At 72.5% G+C, this 16,524-nt stretch carries 18 protein-coding genes and 1 pseudogene; 7 read left to right on the top strand and 12 right to left on the bottom strand.

Annotated elements, in window-relative coordinates:
• Positions 1-280, bottom strand: a pseudogene (locus AB0I76_RS08845) (hypothetical protein); the annotation flags it as partial.
• Between the two features lie 58 nt (positions 281-338).
• Between AB0I76_RS08845 and AB0I76_RS08850 the strand changes: the two are divergent.
• Entirely contained in the window at positions 339-1,550 is a 1,212-nt protein-coding gene (locus AB0I76_RS08850; RefSeq protein ID WP_357031962.1) for an MFS transporter, read from the top strand.
• 84 nt (positions 1,551-1,634) lie between these two features.
• Here AB0I76_RS08850 and AB0I76_RS08855 read toward each other — a convergent pair whose 3' ends face one another.
• The 4 genes from AB0I76_RS08855 to AB0I76_RS08870 form a co-directional block, all read right to left on the bottom strand.
• Positions 1,635-2,540, bottom strand: a complete 906-nt coding sequence (locus tag AB0I76_RS08855) for a DUF1996 domain-containing protein (RefSeq protein WP_357031965.1) — start codon at positions 2,538-2,540, stop codon at positions 1,635-1,637.
• 865 nt (positions 2,541-3,405) lie between these two features.
• Complete coding sequence (locus AB0I76_RS08860; protein ID WP_357031968.1) at positions 3,406-3,705, bottom strand: BON domain-containing protein; 300 nt, start codon at positions 3,703-3,705, stop codon at positions 3,406-3,408.
• 19 nt (positions 3,706-3,724) lie between these two features.
• Complete coding sequence (locus AB0I76_RS08865; RefSeq protein WP_357031971.1) at positions 3,725-4,351, bottom strand: STAS domain-containing protein; 627 nt, start codon at positions 4,349-4,351, stop codon at positions 3,725-3,727.
• 47 nt (positions 4,352-4,398) lie between these two features.
• Entirely contained in the window at positions 4,399-4,806 is a 408-nt protein-coding gene (locus tag AB0I76_RS08870) for an STAS domain-containing protein (protein WP_357031974.1), read from the bottom strand.
• A gap of 153 nt (positions 4,807-4,959) precedes the next feature.
• Between AB0I76_RS08870 and AB0I76_RS08875 the strand changes: the two genes are divergently transcribed.
• The 3 genes from AB0I76_RS08875 to AB0I76_RS08885 are packed head-to-tail and all read left to right on the top strand — an operon-like array spanning position 4,960 to position 7,561.
• Complete coding sequence (locus AB0I76_RS08875; RefSeq protein WP_357031977.1) at positions 4,960-5,649, top strand: response regulator transcription factor; 690 nt, start codon at positions 4,960-4,962, stop codon at positions 5,647-5,649.
• Positions 5,646-7,001 carry a HAMP domain-containing sensor histidine kinase gene (locus AB0I76_RS08880; RefSeq protein WP_357031980.1) on the top strand — a complete coding sequence of 452 codons (1,356 nt, stop codon included), beginning with the start codon at positions 5,646-5,648 and terminating at the stop codon, positions 6,999-7,001. Before AB0I76_RS08875 ends, AB0I76_RS08880 begins: the two co-directional genes overlap by 4 nt.
• On the top strand, positions 6,998-7,561 hold the full coding sequence (locus AB0I76_RS08885) for a GerMN domain-containing protein (protein WP_357031983.1): 564 nt from the start codon (positions 6,998-7,000) through the stop codon (positions 7,559-7,561). Before AB0I76_RS08880 ends, AB0I76_RS08885 begins: the two co-directional genes overlap by 4 nt.
• 25 nt (positions 7,562-7,586) lie before the next feature.
• Here the strand turns inward: AB0I76_RS08885 and AB0I76_RS08890 are convergent, their stop codons facing one another.
• Together AB0I76_RS08890 and AB0I76_RS08895 are read right to left on the bottom strand one after the other, a co-directional pair.
• On the bottom strand, positions 7,587-9,266 hold the full coding sequence (locus AB0I76_RS08890) for an ABC transporter permease (RefSeq protein WP_357031986.1): 1,680 nt from the start codon (positions 9,264-9,266) through the stop codon (positions 7,587-7,589).
• Positions 9,263-10,162: an ABC transporter ATP-binding protein gene (locus AB0I76_RS08895; protein ID WP_357031989.1), complete on the bottom strand. Its 900-nt coding sequence runs from the start codon at positions 10,160-10,162 to the stop codon at positions 9,263-9,265. Before AB0I76_RS08895 ends, AB0I76_RS08890 begins: the two co-directional genes overlap by 4 nt.
• Positions 10,163-10,400: 238 nt before the next feature.
• On the opposite strand from AB0I76_RS08895, the gene AB0I76_RS08900 reads away from it, so the two are divergent.
• Together AB0I76_RS08900 and AB0I76_RS08905 are read left to right on the top strand one after the other, a co-directional pair.
• Positions 10,401-10,994, top strand: a complete 594-nt coding sequence (locus AB0I76_RS08900) for a hypothetical protein (RefSeq protein WP_357031992.1) — start codon at positions 10,401-10,403, stop codon at positions 10,992-10,994.
• Positions 10,967-11,317: a hypothetical protein gene (locus AB0I76_RS08905; protein WP_357031995.1), complete on the top strand. Its 351-nt coding sequence runs from the start codon at positions 10,967-10,969 to the stop codon at positions 11,315-11,317. Before AB0I76_RS08900 ends, AB0I76_RS08905 begins: the two co-directional genes overlap by 28 nt.
• A gap of 292 nt (positions 11,318-11,609) precedes the next feature.
• Here AB0I76_RS08905 and AB0I76_RS08910 read toward each other — a convergent pair whose 3' ends face one another.
• From AB0I76_RS08910 to AB0I76_RS08920, 3 genes are all read right to left on the bottom strand, one after another.
• Positions 11,610-12,749: an SRPBCC family protein gene (locus tag AB0I76_RS08910; RefSeq protein WP_357031997.1), complete on the bottom strand. Its 1,140-nt coding sequence runs from the start codon at positions 12,747-12,749 to the stop codon at positions 11,610-11,612.
• A 125-nt stretch (positions 12,750-12,874) separates the two neighbouring features.
• Positions 12,875-13,468 (bottom strand): TetR family transcriptional regulator, encoded by a 594-nt coding sequence (locus AB0I76_RS08915; RefSeq protein ID WP_357032000.1) that lies wholly within the window; start codon positions 13,466-13,468, stop codon positions 12,875-12,877.
• A 44-nt stretch (positions 13,469-13,512) separates the two neighbouring features.
• Positions 13,513-13,899 carry a DUF2267 domain-containing protein gene (locus AB0I76_RS08920; RefSeq protein ID WP_357032003.1) on the bottom strand — a complete coding sequence of 129 codons (387 nt, stop codon included), beginning with the start codon at positions 13,897-13,899 and terminating at the stop codon, positions 13,513-13,515.
• 184 nt (positions 13,900-14,083) lie between these two features.
• Here AB0I76_RS08920 and AB0I76_RS08925 point away from each other — a divergent pair, with 184 nt between their 5' ends.
• Positions 14,084-14,644 carry a TetR/AcrR family transcriptional regulator gene (locus AB0I76_RS08925; RefSeq protein ID WP_357032006.1) on the top strand — a complete coding sequence of 187 codons (561 nt, stop codon included), beginning with the start codon at positions 14,084-14,086 and terminating at the stop codon, positions 14,642-14,644.
• Here AB0I76_RS08925 and AB0I76_RS08930 read toward each other — a convergent pair.
• The gene (locus tag AB0I76_RS08930; RefSeq protein ID WP_357032009.1) at positions 14,641-15,504 is read right to left on the bottom strand and encodes a diacylglycerol kinase family protein; all 864 of its coding nucleotides are present in this window, start codon (positions 15,502-15,504) and stop codon (positions 14,641-14,643) included. The two genes, AB0I76_RS08925 and AB0I76_RS08930, sit on opposite strands and share 4 nt — an antisense overlap.
• A gap of 1 nt (position 15,505) precedes the next feature.
• Positions 15,506-16,524 (bottom strand): FAD-binding oxidoreductase (locus AB0I76_RS08935; protein WP_357032012.1); only part of this gene is annotated, 1,019 nt, incomplete at its 5' end.

The following is a 16,524-nucleotide window of genomic DNA, read 5'->3' on the forward strand; positions in this document are numbered from 1 at the left end:
GGCGTAACGCCTTTGGCGTAAGGCCCGCCGCCCTGGCGAACGCCCCGATGGTCAGCAACCCCACGTCGCCATCCTCCCCGCACCGGCCACGGTGGGCCCGCACGACCGGCCGCCGGGCCAGCATCGCCTGGTACGCGGCGAGGTGCGGACGCCGCCAAGCGTGCTGCCACGGGCGGCGCGGGTTGTGCAGCGCCTTCAACGCGGCGACCGTGTCGGTCATCGGCGAGATGGTGAACCGGCTGCGCGCGAGCAGATCCACCGGCACCTGCCAGACAGACATGTTTCGCCTCCAGCCGTAACTCTACGCGCCCGGACCGCGCGATCGGAGGATCATGGGCGTGCAGACGTACTCGGAACTGTTCACCGTCCGGGAGTTCCGCAACCTCTTCCTGGCCAACTGCGCCGGCATCGCGGCGCACACCAGCTCCGCGCTGGCCCTCGGCTCGCTGACCTACGCCGTGACCGGTTCGGCGACGCTGACCGCGCTGAGCATGTTCGGGGCGCCGCTGGCCGGTGTGCTGGGCAGCTTCACGCTGCTCTCCGTGGCGGACAGCCTGCCGCCGCGACGGGCGTTGACCCTCGCCGCGCTGGTCGCGCTCGCCGGCACGGCGATCCAGGCCGTCCCGGGGCTGCCGATCGGAGTCCGGCTCGCCGTCGTGCTGCTCGTCGCCTACGTCGGGTCGATCACCGGTGGCGCCCGCTGGTCGCTGCTCAACGACATCCTGCCGCCCGGGGCGTACGTGCTGGCCCGATCGACGATGAACGCCAGCGTCGGCGTGATGCAGATCGCCGGATTCGGGGCGGGCGGGCTGCTGCTGGTCTGGCTCGACCCGTACCAGGTGTTCCTGATCGCGACCGCGATGCGGGCGCTGGCGGCGGCGATGACGTGGTTCGGCCTGCGGGAGCGGCCGGCCCGGACCGGCGCGCGGGCCTCGACGGCCCGGACCCTACGGGTCAACCGGGAGCTGTGGGCGGACCGCGGACGCCGGGCGCTCTACCTCAACCTGTGGCTGCCCAACGGACTGGTCGTCGGCTGCGAGGCGCTGTTCCTGCCGTACGCGGGGGACCGGGCCGGTTTCCTCTTCGCCGCCGGCGCGCTCGGCATGCTGGCCGGCGACGTGCTGGTGGGACGGTTCCTGTCGCCGGCCGCGCGTCGGCGGTGCGTCCTGCCGCTGCGACTCCTGCTGCCCCTGCCGTACGTCGCCTTTCTGCTGAACCCGGACCTTCCGGTGGCGATGCTGCTCGCGCTGGTCGCCTCGGTCGGTTTCGCGGCCTCACTGCCGTTGCAGGAATGGCTGATCGACAGGTCGCCGCCGGAGTCGCACGGTCAGGCGCTCGGGCTGCACCAGAACGGGATGATGGCCGGGCAGGCGGTCTGCGCGGCACTCGCCGGAGTGGTCGCCGACGTGCTGCCGACGCACCGGGCGGTGGCGCTGCTGGCCTGCCTGTCGCTGGCGATGACGCTGCTGCTCACCCGGAGCCTGCGGTACGCCCGACCGGCACCGCCGTCAGCCGCGGACACCGTGCCGGCGGCCTTCGCCGGCAAGTGACCTCGGCTCAGGCAGGCGGCGAACGCCGCACTCCAGGGCCGCCCTGTCCCGGGCGGGCCGCTGGGTGCGGCGTCCGTCAGCGGTTCACGAGCACCGTCGGCCGGTGTTGACGCAGGACACGATCGTCTTCATCTGTCGCTCGGTGTTGACGTTGATGAAGTCGTTGTGGTCGGAGAAGGGGTTGTGGTTCTCCTCCGGGAAGGAGTCGAGTGCGTACTGGCCCTTGAGTTGGACGGTGCGGGGAATGTCGTAGGAGATGCTGATCCGAAGCTGCGGAATCGCGGTGAAGCCGGGCGGGCAGGCGCCGGTCGTCGGGTCGGCGAAGGCCAGGTGGGAGCGGTGGTTCTCACTGTCGATGTTCGCCGCGTCCCAGCAGCCCGGGAAGTCGTGTACCCGCATGACCTGGCTGCCTGTCGGGCAGATCGGGTACCTGTCGGAGAGCCGGTCGGCGAAGCCGGAGCAGCTCCAGGTTGCTCGGGCGTTCGCCGGTCCGCGACTGGTCGGCTTGGCGTCTCCGGTCAGGGCGCGCAGGAACCGGGGCATCGCGGTGACCTTCGTGGTGGGGTTGCCCCGGTACTCGATGAGCACCTGCGAGGGCTGCACGATGCGTCCGGTGTTGTTCGGCAACTCCAGGTCCGGCCCCTGCGGCTCGGGGAGACGACGGTCACCGTTGCCGCTGCCGGCATCGTTCGACTGCTCCCCGCCGATGGGACGCCGGTCCAGGGCGCAGGTCGCCAGCGGCGTCAGCCCCACCGGACGCTCCCCGGTCCGACTGATGGCGACCGCGATCCGATCGAGGACCGCGACCCGCTTGTCGCGCAGCGGGCCGACGATCGCGTTCTGGGCCAGGTCCGGGCCGCCCTCACCCTGCGTGCGTTCCAGCCGCTCGTTCGCCTCGGCGATCTGCTGATCGAGCAGGTCCAGATTGCGGTTGACCTCGTCGAGTGCGGTGGCCGGCACCTGGGGAAGCCGGTCGCGGACCGTCGGCACCGGACGGTCGGGGTGGCCCCGCTCGCCACCCGGGTCGTGCGGGAGGAGTGCACGGCGTGCAGGCCGTCATAGCTGATCTCGCAGTCCACCAGTGAGACGAGGTTGGCCGGTCGGCTGCCCGCACCCCGCAGCTTCCCGGAGATCCGCTTGATCGTCCTGGCCCGCTCGGCGCGAAGCGTGCTGACCACCGACTGGTTCAGCCTCCGGTCGATGCGGCCCCTGCTGGGGGCCAGCCTGGTGTTGGCCGTGGCGAGTTGCTGGTCCAGCGCGGCCAGGTCCCGGCGTACACCGTTCCAGGCCGAGACGGGCACCGCCGGCAGGCGGTCGGCGACCCGGGGGCAGGACACGATCGGCTGGACATCGCCGAGATCCTCTGTCGGTCGGGTGTTCGACCGTACCGATTCGTCGATCCGGACCACCGGCCAGAAGTACGACGACCGGTCCCCGTTCCGGCACGTCGTACCGGAGGCGGCGAGCGCCTCGTCGGGGGTGTCGGCATCGATGGCGAGGTTGCCCACGAAGTCGCGCAGATGCTCGGCGCCGTTGCGGATTCCCGGCTGGGCCACCGGGTTGTCCGGGCTGAACTTGCCGTTGCGGTTGGTGCCGCAGTCCACGGTGAAGACGCCGGTGGATCCCGCCGCGCGGGGCCGGGGCGGCGGGGTGACACGGGCGACCTGCTCGATGGGGACGAAGTCCGCCAGACTGGCCTCCGCCGAGGCCGTACCCCGGCCACCCCCCCCGACACGAAGGTCACGGTGAGCAGCTGTCAGGGTGCGGAGCCGGCGGGCGGGAGACGGAGTGCAGCGGACCGGGCAGGAGGTCCTGCTCGTCGTACGCGCGCAGCTGAGTGACCGGCGGTCATCGGTCAGCGTCGGCCACGCCGCGGGTTCCTGGGTCGCAGCGTGTTGCAGACGTCGACGACACCGGGGACGTCCCAGGCCAGTTCCCCGGCGACCTGTCGTGCGTCCGTCCCGCTCACCAGCCCGGAGAGGATGACGACCCGGTTCTGCACGGAGACGCTGATCTGCTGCCGGCGCGTGGTCCAGTCGATGCTCAATCGCTGCGCGACCAGCGCCTCGATGCGCAGATCCCCGCTGTCCGGCTCGGGCTGGTCGCCAGTGCCGGCGAGCCAGTTGTCGTCCGGCAGTGGCCATGGCATGGACACGGCGATCTCCTTGTCTCGATCAGGAACCGGAGCGCGGCCCGGCCGTCGTGGCGTCGGCGGCCGTGGAGGTGCACAGCACGCGCTCGGACAGGCCGCTGAGGGCGTCGTCACGGCTGTCGAAGATCGGGAAGGCCCCGTCCAGGCGCATGGTGTGCAGCACGGTGCGGATGAACCGCGACGGCGCGGCGAGGCACAGCGTGACACCGCGCTCGCGGGCGTCGCGGTGAGCACGCACGAGCAGACCGAGGCCGGTGGAATCGATGACGTGTACGCGGCTCAGGTCGACCACGACGTGTCCGCCCATCTCGGCCGCATGACGCAGCGCGGCGCGCAGGGTGTCGCCGGTGTCGAGGTCGATGTCACCGGTGACGGTGACGACGGTCGCGTCGTCGAGGTGGTCGATGCCGAGGATGCCGCCGGGACCGTGGCTGTCGCACGACGCGTGCGCGCGACCGGAGGGGGGCAGCAGGCTGCAGCTCGGGCAACGGTGCGGGCCGGTGGCGAACGGGGAGCCGCTCCAGCCGTGTTCCGACACGAGGGTCCAGACGACCTCGGCGTCGGGGAGCACGCACGCGGTGGCCGTGACGGTGTCGCCGCAGGTGTCGCAGATCAGTGTCATCAGGTGGTCGTCCGGGACGACAGTCATGCTGCTGGTCCTTCCTGTGTCCGGTGTCTGGCCGGCCATGGTCGACGTCAGTGACGAGTGGTCACGGATGCCCGGCCCTGGGCGGTCGGCGCGGGCCGGTCTGGTCGGGGGTCGTGTCCCGCCGCCGGGACGTCCGACGACGGTTCGGTGACGATCGGTAGGACCTGGTCCAGGCGGGCGGTGTGCAGGATGCGCCGGATGCGGGGATTCGGGTCGCGCACGACGAGGACCCCGTCGGTACGGGCCAGCCGCCGGTGCACGTCGAGCAGCAGGCCGATGGCGGCGGCGTCGATGTGCCGGCAACCCGACAGGTCGACCACGACCCGCTGGGGTTGCAGGGCCAGGAGTCGATCGAACACCGCTCCGGCCTCCGGCAGGCACGCCAGGTCGAGCTGCGTGATGCACACCTCGACCAGCGGCAGCGCGCACGGCGTGGGTCCCAGTGGCCCTGTCACTGTCGTACCCCTTCCCTCGCCGACCTGGTCGCCCGCCACCGTGCCGGGCGGGCTTGGCGGTCACCGCGCGGATCTGTGACAGTTGAGTGACAAATCCGCAGGCCGGCGGACACGATTGGCGACGGGGCCGGTGACCTGGGGATGATGCCTGTTATGACGGCCGTACTGGTGATCGAGGACGACGACCGGATCCGCCTGGCGCTGCTGCTCGCACTCGAGGACGAGGGCTACGACGCTCTGGGCGCGGCCACCGCCGAGGAGGGCCTGCGCGCCCAGCGCCGCGACCCGGCCGACTACGTACTGGTCGACCTGATGCTGCCCGGCCTCGACGGCTTCGAGTGCATCCGGCAGCTCCGCCGTGACGACGACGTGCCGATCGTGGTGGTGAGCGCCCGCGACGACACCCACGACATCGTCGCCGCCCTCGAAGCCGGCGCCGACGACTACCTCGTCAAACCGGTGGCGATCAAGGAACTGACCGCGCGGCTGCGCGCCCTGCGCCGCCGCGCCCGTACCGGCGTCGTGGGACCGGCACCGGATGCGGTGCCCGTGCTGGCCTTCGGCGAGTTGGAGATCAGCCCCGACGCGGGCGAGGTACGCCGTGCCGGCCAGCCCGTCGCGGTGACCCGCACGGAGTTCCGGTTGCTGTGCGAGCTGGCCGAGCACGCGGGCCGGGTGCTGTCGCGCCAGCAGTTGCTGCAACGGGTCTGGGGGTACGACAGCGGAGACGAGCGCCTGGTCGACGTGCACGTCGGCCGGTTGCGGCAGAAGATCGAGCCGGACCCGGCAACCCCCCGGCACCTGGTCACCCTCCGGGGCCTGGGCTACAAACTCCAGCGATGAGACGCCTCGGACTGCGTACCCGGGTCATCGCCACGTTCGCCGTCGGCGCCCTCCTGCTCGCCGCGTCGATGGCCCTGGTCTCCTACGAGCTGACCCGCCGCTCCCTGATTGACGAGCGGGAGCGCACCGCCCTGCGCGCCGCCTACTTCGACGCGACCGTCGTCCGTGCCGGGATCGACACCGACACTCCCGACGTCGTGGAGGTGCTCCGGTCGCTGGACACGGGGGGCGGTCGCCGCCCCGTGCTCCACCTGAACGGCGAGTGGTACGGCCGCAACGCCGACCCTGGCATCACCACCGCCATCCCCGCCGACCTGCGTCGGGTCGTCGCCTCCGGGGAGCCGGCGGTGCAGCGCGTACTCGTCGATGGTCAGCCCGCCCTGGTGGTCGGCGTGCCCCTGTCCCCGACAGCGACGTTCTTCGAGGTCAACTCCCTGCGTGAGTTGGAGCAGACGTTCGACGTTCTGGCCCTCGCGCTGACCACCGTCGCGGTCCTGGTCGCCGGATCCGGCGCCGCCCTCGGGTGGTACGCCACCCGGCACGGGCTGCGCCCGCTGACGGCGGTCGCCGACGCGGCGGAGAAGATCGCCGCCGGCGACTTCACCGCACGGCTCGACCCGGCGACCGACCCCGACCTGACCCGCCTCTCCTCCTCGTTCAACCAGATGGTCGACCGGCTCGCCCACCGCATCGAGCGCGATCGCCGCTTCGCCGCCGACGTCAGCCATGAACTGCGCTCGCCTCTGCAGACCCTCGCCGCGGCGGCCAGCGTCCTGGCCCGCCGTCGGGAACACCAGGACGAACGAACCGCCATCGCGGCCGGGCTCGTCGCCGACGAGATCGACCGTTTTCAGCGGCTGGTCAACGACCTGATCGACCTGGCCCGCAGCGACCAGCCCGCCCACCGGGCTCCGGTGGACGTGGTGGCGCTGGCGCGGGACGCCTGCCACACCCTCGACCTGCCCGCCTCGCTCGTCCGCCTCGCACCGGACGTGCCCGTGACGTGGCAGGTCGAGCGGCGGCGTGTCGCACAGATCCTGGCGAATCTGCTCGACAACGCGGTGACCTACGGGGGTGGTCCGACGACCCTCCTGCTCAGCCGGGACGGTGGCGTCGGGGTCATCGAGGTCGAGGACGACGGCCCGGGCGTGCCCGTCGAGGACCGCGAGGTGATCTTCGACCGTTTCGTCCGGGGGCGGGCCGCCCACACCCGTGGTGCTGGTGACGGCACCGGGCTCGGCCTCGCGCTGGTCGCCCAGCACGCCGCCGCGCACACCGGGCACGTCACCGTCACCGACCGCCCCGGCGGAGGCGCCCGGTTCCGAGTCACCCTGCCGGAAAGCCTGACATGAACCACCACCGTCTCGTCGCACTGGCGCTTGCCGCGTTGCTGGCCGGCTGCGGCATCCCCACCGAGGACACGGCCCGTAGGGTGCAGCCGCCGAGGGGCCCGTTCCAGAGTTCTGCCCCCGCCGACACGGCGGAACCGGCCGGCCCTGCCGTCGAGACCCTCTGCCTGGTCCGCGACAACCGCATCATCCCCGTGGTCCGGCGTGTCGACCGTCCACCGACGGCCGACGACCACCTGAAGGATCTGCTCGCCGGGCCCACCGAGGCCGAGCGCGACACCGGTCTGACCAGTGCCCTGGCGGGAGCGGTCAACGCCGCCGGTACGACAGTGACCGGCATGCAGGCCGAGGTCGCGGTCGAGGCACCCGACGAGGCCGCCGGCCGCAGCGACGAGGTTCTCGCCTTCGGGCAGATCGTCTGTACCCTCACCAGTCGCGACGACGTCACCACCGTGGCGTTCCTTCGCGACGGCAGACCACTCGGCGTGCCCCGCGCCGACGGCTCACTGTCCGAACAACCGCTCGTCCGCGCCGACTACGCCCCGCTGATCGCCCCACGGTGACCTGCTCACATCGGCCCTCCGGTCCTCACCGGATCAGGGTGGCGCGACGTGCGGTGACGGCCACGACGATCAGTCCGGCGGCGCCCCAGGCGGCGAGCACAGCCAGATCACCCCAGGCCGGAGCGGACCCGGCCGTACCGGCGAGGGTGTCGTCCAGGGCGTGGACGAGGTGTGTGAGGGGCAGGACGTCGCCGACGGTCGCCAGCACGGCGGGCATCTGGGCGCCGACCACGAACACGTCGGAGATGAAGCCGAGGGGCAGCAGCGTGCCGAGCGCCACCGCGGTGACGGTCTGGCCCCGGCGGGCCAGCCCGAGCAGGGCGAACCCGAGAGCGCCGAAGCAGCCGGTACCGATCGCGAGGACCGCCACGAGGGCCGGCAGCCGCGCGGGTCGCACGTCGACGCCGTACCCGGTCACCGCCACGGTCGTGCTCAGGGCCGCGATCGTCGCGACCACCGCACCCATCGCCCCGACCCGCCCGGCGACGTACGCCCACTCCGGCATCGGTGTGCCGCGCATCCGCCGCAGGACACCCCTTTCACGCGCCTCGGCGACCCCGCTCGGGATGGTGACGAAACAGACGATCGCCACTCCGTACGCCGTCATGGCGGGAAGCATCACCTGGGCGGCTTCCGTCCGTGCCTCCCCGGTTTCGGCCATGAGGGCCGGCAGCAGGGCCACCAGCAGCACGGGGAAGACCACCGCGAAGAACACGCCCGTGCCGTCGCGGCTGAGGACCCGCAGCGCGTAGCCCACCTGGACGGCCACCGACGCCCACGGCGTGGGCCGCCCCCGGCGCAGGCTGCGGGGGAGCACCTCGGACGCGGTCGACGTCGACAGCCCACCACGTACCGGGGCCGGCGAGCGTCCGTCACCGGTCGGGGCCCACCGGAAACGCCGGCGGGCGACCGCCAGCGCGGCGACCGTCCACAGAGCCAGCACGGCGAGATGATCGCCGGCGAAGCCGTTACCGGGCAGGAACGGGTTGAACGCGTCGGCGAGCGCGTTGGCGAAGTGCTTGAGCGGGAAGACCCAGCCGACGGTCTCCAGCCAGGTGGGTGTGCGTTCGCTGATCGTGAAGACGTCCGAGATGAAGGCCAGCGGGATCAGGATTCCGTTGGTGAACGCCTGCGCCGCCGTCGAGCTGCGGACGAGCGACACCACCGCGACACCCAGCGCCGCGAAACACGCCACGCCGAGCAGCACGGTGACGGTGGCGGCGAGCGCGGTGCGCCCGATGAGCTGGACGTCGTACGCGAGGACGCCGAGCCCGATGACGAGCACGACGGCGAGCAGCGCGAAGACCGCCGCGGCGCAGACCCGCGCGGCGAGCACCGCCCACGGCGGCACCGGGGTCCCGCGCAACCGCAGGAGCACGCCGCGTTCGCGCAACAGGGCGGTGTCGACCGCGAGTACGCAGAACGCTGCCTCGGCGACGCCGAAGACGGCGAGGACGGGGGTGAAGAACTGCGCCACCCGGATTCCCTGGCGTGGCTCGACGATCTCGTTGCCGAACAGCGCGCCGATGATGACGAGGAACAGAACCGGCAGACCGAGGGTGAAGAGCGCGGCCACCGGCGTACGCAGGAACGCCCGCACGCCGTGGGCGGCCAGGACCGCCACGAGTGTCCACATGCCCGGGCGGCGCCGGGTCACCGGCGGCGGCGAGGTGGCCACCGGCGGCGGGTCGAGTTGGGTGGTCATCGCGTGCCCTCCTCCACGAGCCGCAGGTACACGTCCTCCAGGCTGGGCCGGGTCAGGGTGAGGTCCGGCAGGTCGACGCCGTGGTCCAGAGCCCAGCCGGTGAGGGCGTTCGCGTCCCTCATGGGCGAGATGGTGCGGAACTCGACCACGTCGCCGACCACGGCGAGGTGGCCGTCGAGCCGGGGAAGGTCCGCCGAGGCGAGACCGGTCGGCAGCCGGAAACGAAGGACGCTGCCGGCGCCCGTCGTCAGGGCGTCGGGGCGGCCGGTGACGAGCAGGCGTCCGCCGCGCAGCACGGCGACCCGGTCGGCGAGGCGCTGAGCCTCCTCGATGTAGTGGGTGGTGAGCAGGATCGTGGTTCCCAGCTTCCGCAGTCCGGCGACCAGGTCCCACGCGCGATGGCGGGCGGACGGGTCGAAACCGGTGGTGGGCTCGTCGAGGAACAGCACCTCGGGGCAACCGATCAGCCCCAGTGCCAGGTCGAGGCGACGGCGTTGCCCGCCGGAGAGGGTCTTGATCCGAGCTCTGCTCTTGTCGGCCAGGCCGACCAGTTCCAGCACCTGGTCCGGGTCGTGCACCCGTGGATACAGGCGGGCGTGCAGGCGGACCGTCTCCCGGACCGTGAACTCCTCCTCGAACCCCGCGCTCTGCAGGACGATGCCGATACGTTCCCGGTAGGCGCGGCGACCCTGCGCCGGGTCGTACCCGAGAACCGACACCCGTCCGCCGCTACGGTCCCGGTATCCCTCCAGGATCTCCACCGTGGTGGTCTTGCCGGCACCGTTCGGGCCGAGCAGTGCCAGGACCTCGCCCTGTTCCACCGTGAAGCTGACGTCGTCGACCGCTCGCAGGGCGCCGTAGTCCTTGCGCAGCCCTTCGACCTCGATGACCGCCATGACGGTCTCCTCCCGCTGGATCCACCCCCCAGTGGAAGTCACTCCCCGGCTGCCGGGGCAGGGCCGTAGTGCCCGTTCCGACGGGCCGGCCCGGCCCGGCGACAGCGCACCGTGAAGCCGGGACCTTCGCCCTGACAACGCCCGTCCGGCGGTCTCTACGGTGGGTGTCGAGGCGTGTGACGGACGTGCCGGCACCCCGGACGCCGGTCCACGGGGGGTCAGGATCGGAGGGCCTGTCATGACCACGACGACGTCGACGGCGGTGCGCCGGGACGGGCCGGTCCCGGCAGTTCGGGGGCGCCGGCCGGCGGCGCCGTTCGCCGTGGTCCCGCTCGCCGTGGTCGCGGCCGTGCTGGTGGCTCGGCGTCAGGTGGCGGGCGCCGTGCTCGCCACCGGCGTGGGCGCGTTCGCCCTGTACACGTACGCGCAGGTGATCGTCGGTCAGGAGTATCTGCGGCTACCGGGCAACGTGGAGCGGTTCTTCCCGCTGCTTCTCGCCGTCTTCCTGCTGGCCGAGGCAACCCTGGTCCTCGGGTGGCGGGCGGTGCCCGCCGACCTGCCGGCGCCCCCGCGCCGGGTGGAGCGCGTCGCCGGCGGCGTGCTCGTGGCGGTCGCGGTCTTCCTGGTGTTCGGTCTGCACCTGCGGCCGATGCTCGTCGCCTGGTCCGACGCCGCCTCCCTGACCGAGTACGCGTCCAGCCCGACACCGTTCTGGCTGGTCAAGCTCATGGACCTGGGCATCGTCGTCCCCGTCGCGACCGTCACCGGGATCGGCCTGCTGCGCCGGGCGGCATGGGCCTCGGCGTGTCCGTCACGGCGATGGGCGTGGTGATGAACCTGCGATCCGACCCGGACGCCTCCTTCGTGCTGACCGCGGGCTTCGCGGCGTTCACCGTCGCCTTCGCCGCGCTGACGGCGCGCTGTACCGGCCGCTGTTCGGCCCTGCGGGGATCCGCGAAGGGGCTGATCGGCGGACCGGCCACTCAGAGCACAGATTTTGATCACTCCTATGGTCATGGGTCTGCCCGGAACGTCACCTCACCTTCACCGAGGTCTCCTGTGGCTGAGCCGCGCACGCGATGCGTCCGGCGGCTGGACCGCATCCTGCGTACGCCATTGGGTTCAGTCACTGCGAGCTACGTGTGCGCCACGTGACCGAAGGTAATCGCGTCGCCCCCGTGTCGTATGCGCCTCTTGCCGCTTTGCTCTGCACCCCGGGATGCGCCACCTTGCTGAGCAGGGGCTTCGGAAGGAGGCGAAGATGATCTGCGACCCATGCCGTGACTCCCGGTTACCGGTGCGCATCGGGGTGCAGAGCAAAGCGACGGAGGGGGAGTGGTCGAGGTTGCGCGAACGGTGCGCAGCGTGACGCATGGTCGGCGTCGCCCGGTGCCGGCCGAAGTGGTGCCGACGACGGTACGGGAAGCGCCGCCGGGCCGGGCGTCTCCTAGCGCAGGGCGGCGTCGATGCGGTGCAGGGTGGTGGTCATGCCCGCGCGCAGGTGGGCAGCGCGGTCGCGTACGCCGACGGCGTCCTGGATCCGGCGGACGATCGCCATCTGCGGTGTCGCCCGGGTCATCGACTCGGTGATGCGGGTACCGCCCTCGACCTCCTCCAGCCGGTACCGCCAGGACGAGGAGGACGGCCAGTCGGTGGTGAAGGCGAACGTCCGGCCCGGTGTGGCCTCGGTGACGGTGGCGCTGATGTTCCATCGGTAGAACCGGCCGATCCGGTTGCGCCCGGTGAACCGGTGGCCCGGCTCGATCCAGCGGGCGGCGTAGGTCTCCGGACTCCACTCGCCCATCCTGGTGATGTCGCTGATCAGCGCGTAGACCCGGTCGGGCGGTGCGGGGACGGTGTGACTGACGGTCACCGCGAGTGCCGGATGCTCGGTGAGGTCGGCGATCAGCCGGCGGGCCAGCCGTACGGACGAGGCGGGGTTCTGGCCCGTGTAGAGGTTGCGGTCGACGGTGACGTGGGGCCGCAGCGGGATCGGGCCCGCGACGTAGCGGGCGCCGCGTTCGACGAGCTGGTCCTCCAGGAGCCACGGCGCCTTGCGCGCGAACCGGTTGAGCCGCTCCTCCCGGTTGGACAGGGCGGTCAGGGTGTAGCCGGCGAACGGCCACGTGCCGTCCTCGTCACCAGCGGCCAGCAGTGCCGCGGGAGCGTGGCAGAGCAGCGCGAGCGGCCTGCCGGAGCGCAGTCGGCGGGTGAGCAGGGCGCCGGAGACGGGGTCGACGGCGAGGTCCTCCATCGGGCCGTGCCCACCGGGGTAGAAGACCACGTCGTAGTCGTCGGGGTTCATCCCGGCCAGCACCCGGGGCCGGGCGAACGTGTCGGCGTGCGCGGCGAGGTAACGGCGGTGGCGCCGGGTCCGCCAGGGGCTGCCGGCGAGGGGACCGAGGCTGAGCGGGTCGACCGTCGGGGCGACGCCGCCGGGAGTCGCCACGGTGACCTGCCAACCGGCCTCGGTGAAGTGCCGGTGCGGCTCGACGAGTTCCTCGGCCCAGAAGCCGGTCGGGTGTCGCGTGCCGTCGCGCAGCGTCCAGTGGTCCGCGGCCGAGACGACCATCAACACCGTACGCATCGGCCGTACCTCCGAATCCGAACCAGGCGGTTCGGTCTCAGGTCTATCATTCCCGAGCGCCGATATCAAACCGTGTGGTTCGGTTCACCCCGTCAGCAAACCGCGGAGCCGAACGGCCGGCGACCCTACGGCCCTGGACGCACCAGGCGCTCGGCCGCACGGCGGACCTCCGCGCGTGGATCCAGCGCCGTGCCGTCCGCGGTCGCGGCGACCTGGTGCAGGTCGACGGGCGCCATCAGCCAGGACGTGGCCACGGCGATCAACGTCGCCAGGAGATGGTGCGGCTGCCACGCCGGGTCGGCCAGGCCCGCCCCCTGCGCCTGACGCACCACGTCGATCTTGTGGCGGTAACCCTTCAGGCGCCGCTCCGGCAGCCGGCCCGACTGTCCGTGCTCGTGCAGCCACGCCCACACCGCGATCCGTTGCAGGTCGGGGCGGGCGGCGAAGGTGTCGTGCAGGCGCACCGTGTAGTCGACCAGGTCGGTGGTGATCGGCACGACCACGGACAACTCCTCCAGGCCGACCTGCATCACCTCGTCGAAGAGCGCATCCTTGTCGCCGAACCACGCGTAGATGCGTTCCTTGCTGGCCTTGGCCTGCGCGGCGATCCGGTTGATCCGGGCTCCGTCCACCCCGTGTCGGGCGAACTCCGCCATCGCCACCTGGACCACCCGCTGCCGGGTCTCCAGGCCCCGTGCCTGGGCAGCCCGAGACGTCATCCGGCCACGCTATCCCAGGCCACGCGCGCGACCTGGCACGGCTGTCAGGGCTCGCGCGGCACCGGCTCGGCCAGGGCGCGGATCGGGGCGGGCAGTTGCGCCATCGCGTCCTCGAACTCCCGGTGTCCGACGACCCGGTGCAGGGTCTGCAGGACGGCCCGTACGGCCCGCTGCGCGGTACTCCGGTCGACCCCCGCGCGCTTCTCGACCCGCCACAGGAACTCCTCGTACCCGAAGCTTTGGGGATCCTCGGTGCCCTTGACCAGCAGGGGGGTCAGCTCGTCGGCGAGGTGGCCGGCCATGTCCGCCGCCTGTCCGCCGCTGATCCGCTCCGCGAGCGTACGCAGGACGGCCTGCGTCAACGGCGGCGCCGCCTCCGGCGGGACATCCGCTCGGGCGGCAACCTTGTCGTAGAAGCTCAGCTCGGCCATGGCGCCTCCTTCCGTCCGAGGCAGCGTGGCTACCCGCGCCGTCAGGCGACAAACGCCCAGCCCTTCCGGGCCGGGCGGATCGACGGTCAACAGGGCTGTCGGGAGAAGTATTCGGGGCGAGTCACCCATGTCTCGCTGACCGGGGGAGGACCTGGTCCCGGGGCGGGCGTGGTAGACATGCCGCGTGGACGACCTGGTGCTGGACGCCGCCCGGGACTGCGTGCTGGCCTACGGGGTGCGCCGTACGACGTTGACGGACGTGGCGCGCCGGGCCGGAGTCTCGCGGATGACCGTCTACCGGCGCTGGCCCGACGTGCAGTCCCTGATCGGGGACCTGATGAGCCGGGAGTGGCATCAGGTGCTGGTGGCCACCGGCGAGGACGAGCACGATGGGCCGGCCCGGTCCCGCCTCGTGGCGCGGGTCACGGCGGGAGCGCGGCTGCTGCGGGAGCACCCCCTGCTGTGCAAGATCCGAGACGTCGACCCGGAGGTGCTGCTGCCGTACCTCCTGGACCGGCGCGGCGGCGGTCAGGACGAGATGCTGCGGTTCCTCGCCACGGCGGTGGCCGGGGGTCAGGCCGACGGCTCGGTCCGGCCCGGCGACGCCGCGCTCCTGGCCCGCGCGGTCTACCTGGTCACGCAGTCCTTCGTGCTCTCCGTCCGGACGGTCGCCGACGGCGTGCCGGTCGCCGAGTTCGACCGTGAGCTGGCCCGCCTGGTCGACGGCTACCTGCGCCCCGACTAGCCGGCGATGATCCGCAGCGCCCTCGGCCGTACCTCGACGTGCACCTCCCGTCCCCAACCCACGGGGTCCCCGTCCCCGTACACGGCGACCGGACGGTCCGCGCGCACGGTGACCGAGCTGCCGCGGTACGAGGTGACCTGCCGCAGCCGCACGTGCGAGCCGGTACGCATCCGCCACAGGGCGACCGGGAACAGCAACCGGCTGGCGTGCCGGATCACCACCACCTCCAGGGTCCCGTCGTCGGGCCGCGCCGCCGGGGCGACGTGGAGCCCGCCGCCGTAGTACCCGCAGTTCGCGGCGACGACGGTGTACGCGTGCACCTGCTCGGTCCGGCCGTCGACGGTGATCGTGTACCGGGTGCGGGGCCAGCGCAGCAGCGCGCGCAGCCCGGTGGTGGGATACACCAGCGACGCGGGCAGGCGGGACCGGTTGGCCAGTTCGTTGGCGGCGGCGTCGATGCCGGCGTAGACGCTTCCGATGATCGTCTGCCCCGCGACGCGCAGCACGTCCAGCTGCCGGGGCCGACCGTGCAGCAGCAGGTCGGCGACCTCGGTGGGGGAGTGCGGCAGCATCAACTGACGGGCCAGGTCGTTGCCGCGCCCGGCGGGGACGACGCCGAGCAGCCCCCCGGCGTCGATGACGGCGCCGGCGAGCAGTCGGATGGTGCCGTCCCCGCCGGCGGCGACGACGACCTCGCCGGCGTCGACCGCCTCGGCGGCGCACCGGCGGGCCTGCTCGGTGGTCTGGGTGTACTCCACCCGGATCCGCGCGCCGGCGGCCCGCAGGTGGTGGGCAACCGGCATCAGGCGGGACAGTCCCCGGCGCGCGGCCGGCCCGAGGATCACCGCGAAGGCGCGCACCTCACGGCACCAGGATGCCGGGGTTGAGGATGCCGGCCGGATCCACGTGCCGCTTGACCGCCCGGAGCAGGTCCACGGCGACGTCGCCGATCTCGGTGGCGTACCACGTCCGGTGGTCGGCACCGACCCCGTGGTGGTGGGTGATGGTGGCGCCGGCGGCGACGATGGCGTCGCCGGCCGCCGCCTTCGCGGTGTGCCAGCGGCCGATCGGGTCCGACCCCGGGGAGCAGATGACCGTGAAGTACAGCGAGGCGCCGGTCTCGTAGACGTGGGACACGTGACCCAGCACCAGCGCCCCGTCCGGCAGCGCGTCGAGGAGGGCCTGCCGGACGTGGTCGTACACCTGCGGCAGCGTCGACCAGTACGCGGCGGTCTCCAGGGTTTCCGCGAAGGCTCCAGCGTCCAGCAGCGCGTCGCGCAGGTACGGGGCGTCGAAGCGGTGCCGTGCCCACTGCTGCCCCGCCTCCGCTCCCAGCGGCACACCGCCGTGCGCGGCCAGCACGTCGGCCGCCGCCTCGGCGGTGGACCGGACGTCGGCGCCCTCGTACCCGGCGATCAGCAGGCATCCCCCGTCGGAGCGGCCGGAGCCGGCGGCCCCAATCATGGTCTCGACCTCGTCGGAGAGCCGCAGCACCGTGGGTCGGGGCCCGTCCTGCGCCAACCGGCGTACGGCGTCCAGGCCGGCGGCGAACGACTCGAACCGCCAGCCCTCGTGGTGGGACTGCGCCGGCAGGGGACGTGCCCGCACGGTGACGTCGGTGATGATGCCGAGCGTTCCCTCGCTGCCCAGGAAGAGCTGCCGCAGGTCGGGGCCGGCGGCCGAGGCGGGCGCGCGACCGATGCGGAGGGTGCCGCGGGGCGTGGCGACCGTCAGTGCCGTCACCATGTCGTCGAAGCGGCCGTAGCCGGCCGAGGCCTGGCCGGAGGAGCGGGTGGCGGCGAATCCGCCGATGGTCGCGTACTCGTAGGACTGGGGAACGTGGCCGAGCGTCAGCCCGTGCGCGGCGAGCAGCCGCGCGG

This window comes from Micromonospora sp. NPDC049799 (assembly GCF_040656655.1).
Classification (GTDB): domain Bacteria; phylum Actinomycetota; class Actinomycetes; order Mycobacteriales; family Micromonosporaceae; genus Micromonospora.

Excerpts from the sequence above, each read along its gene's own strand:
- AB0I76_RS08865 (WP_357031971.1), bottom strand. The coding sequence starts at position 4,351 with ATGACTGTCGTCCCGGACGACCACCTGATGACACTGATCTGCGACACC.
- AB0I76_RS08875 (WP_357031977.1), top strand. The coding sequence starts at position 4,960 with ATGACGGCCGTACTGGTGATCGAGGACGACGACCGGATCCGCCTGGCG.
- AB0I76_RS08880 (WP_357031980.1), top strand. The coding sequence starts at position 5,646 with ATGAGACGCCTCGGACTGCGTACCCGGGTCATCGCCACGTTCGCCGTC.
- AB0I76_RS08885 (WP_357031983.1), top strand. The coding sequence starts at position 6,998 with ATGAACCACCACCGTCTCGTCGCACTGGCGCTTGCCGCGTTGCTGGCC.
- AB0I76_RS08890 (WP_357031986.1), bottom strand. The coding sequence starts at position 9,266 with ATGACCACCCAACTCGACCCGCCGCCGGTGGCCACCTCGCCGCCGCCG.
- AB0I76_RS08895 (WP_357031989.1), bottom strand. The coding sequence starts at position 10,162 with ATGGCGGTCATCGAGGTCGAAGGGCTGCGCAAGGACTACGGCGCCCTG.
- AB0I76_RS08900 (WP_357031992.1), top strand. The coding sequence starts at position 10,401 with ATGACCACGACGACGTCGACGGCGGTGCGCCGGGACGGGCCGGTCCCG.
- AB0I76_RS08910 (WP_357031997.1), bottom strand. The coding sequence starts at position 12,749 with ATGCGTACGGTGTTGATGGTCGTCTCGGCCGCGGACCACTGGACGCTG.
- AB0I76_RS08915 (WP_357032000.1), bottom strand. The coding sequence starts at position 13,468 with ATGACGTCTCGGGCTGCCCAGGCACGGGGCCTGGAGACCCGGCAGCGG.
- AB0I76_RS08920 (WP_357032003.1), bottom strand. The coding sequence starts at position 13,899 with ATGGCCGAGCTGAGCTTCTACGACAAGGTTGCCGCCCGAGCGGATGTC.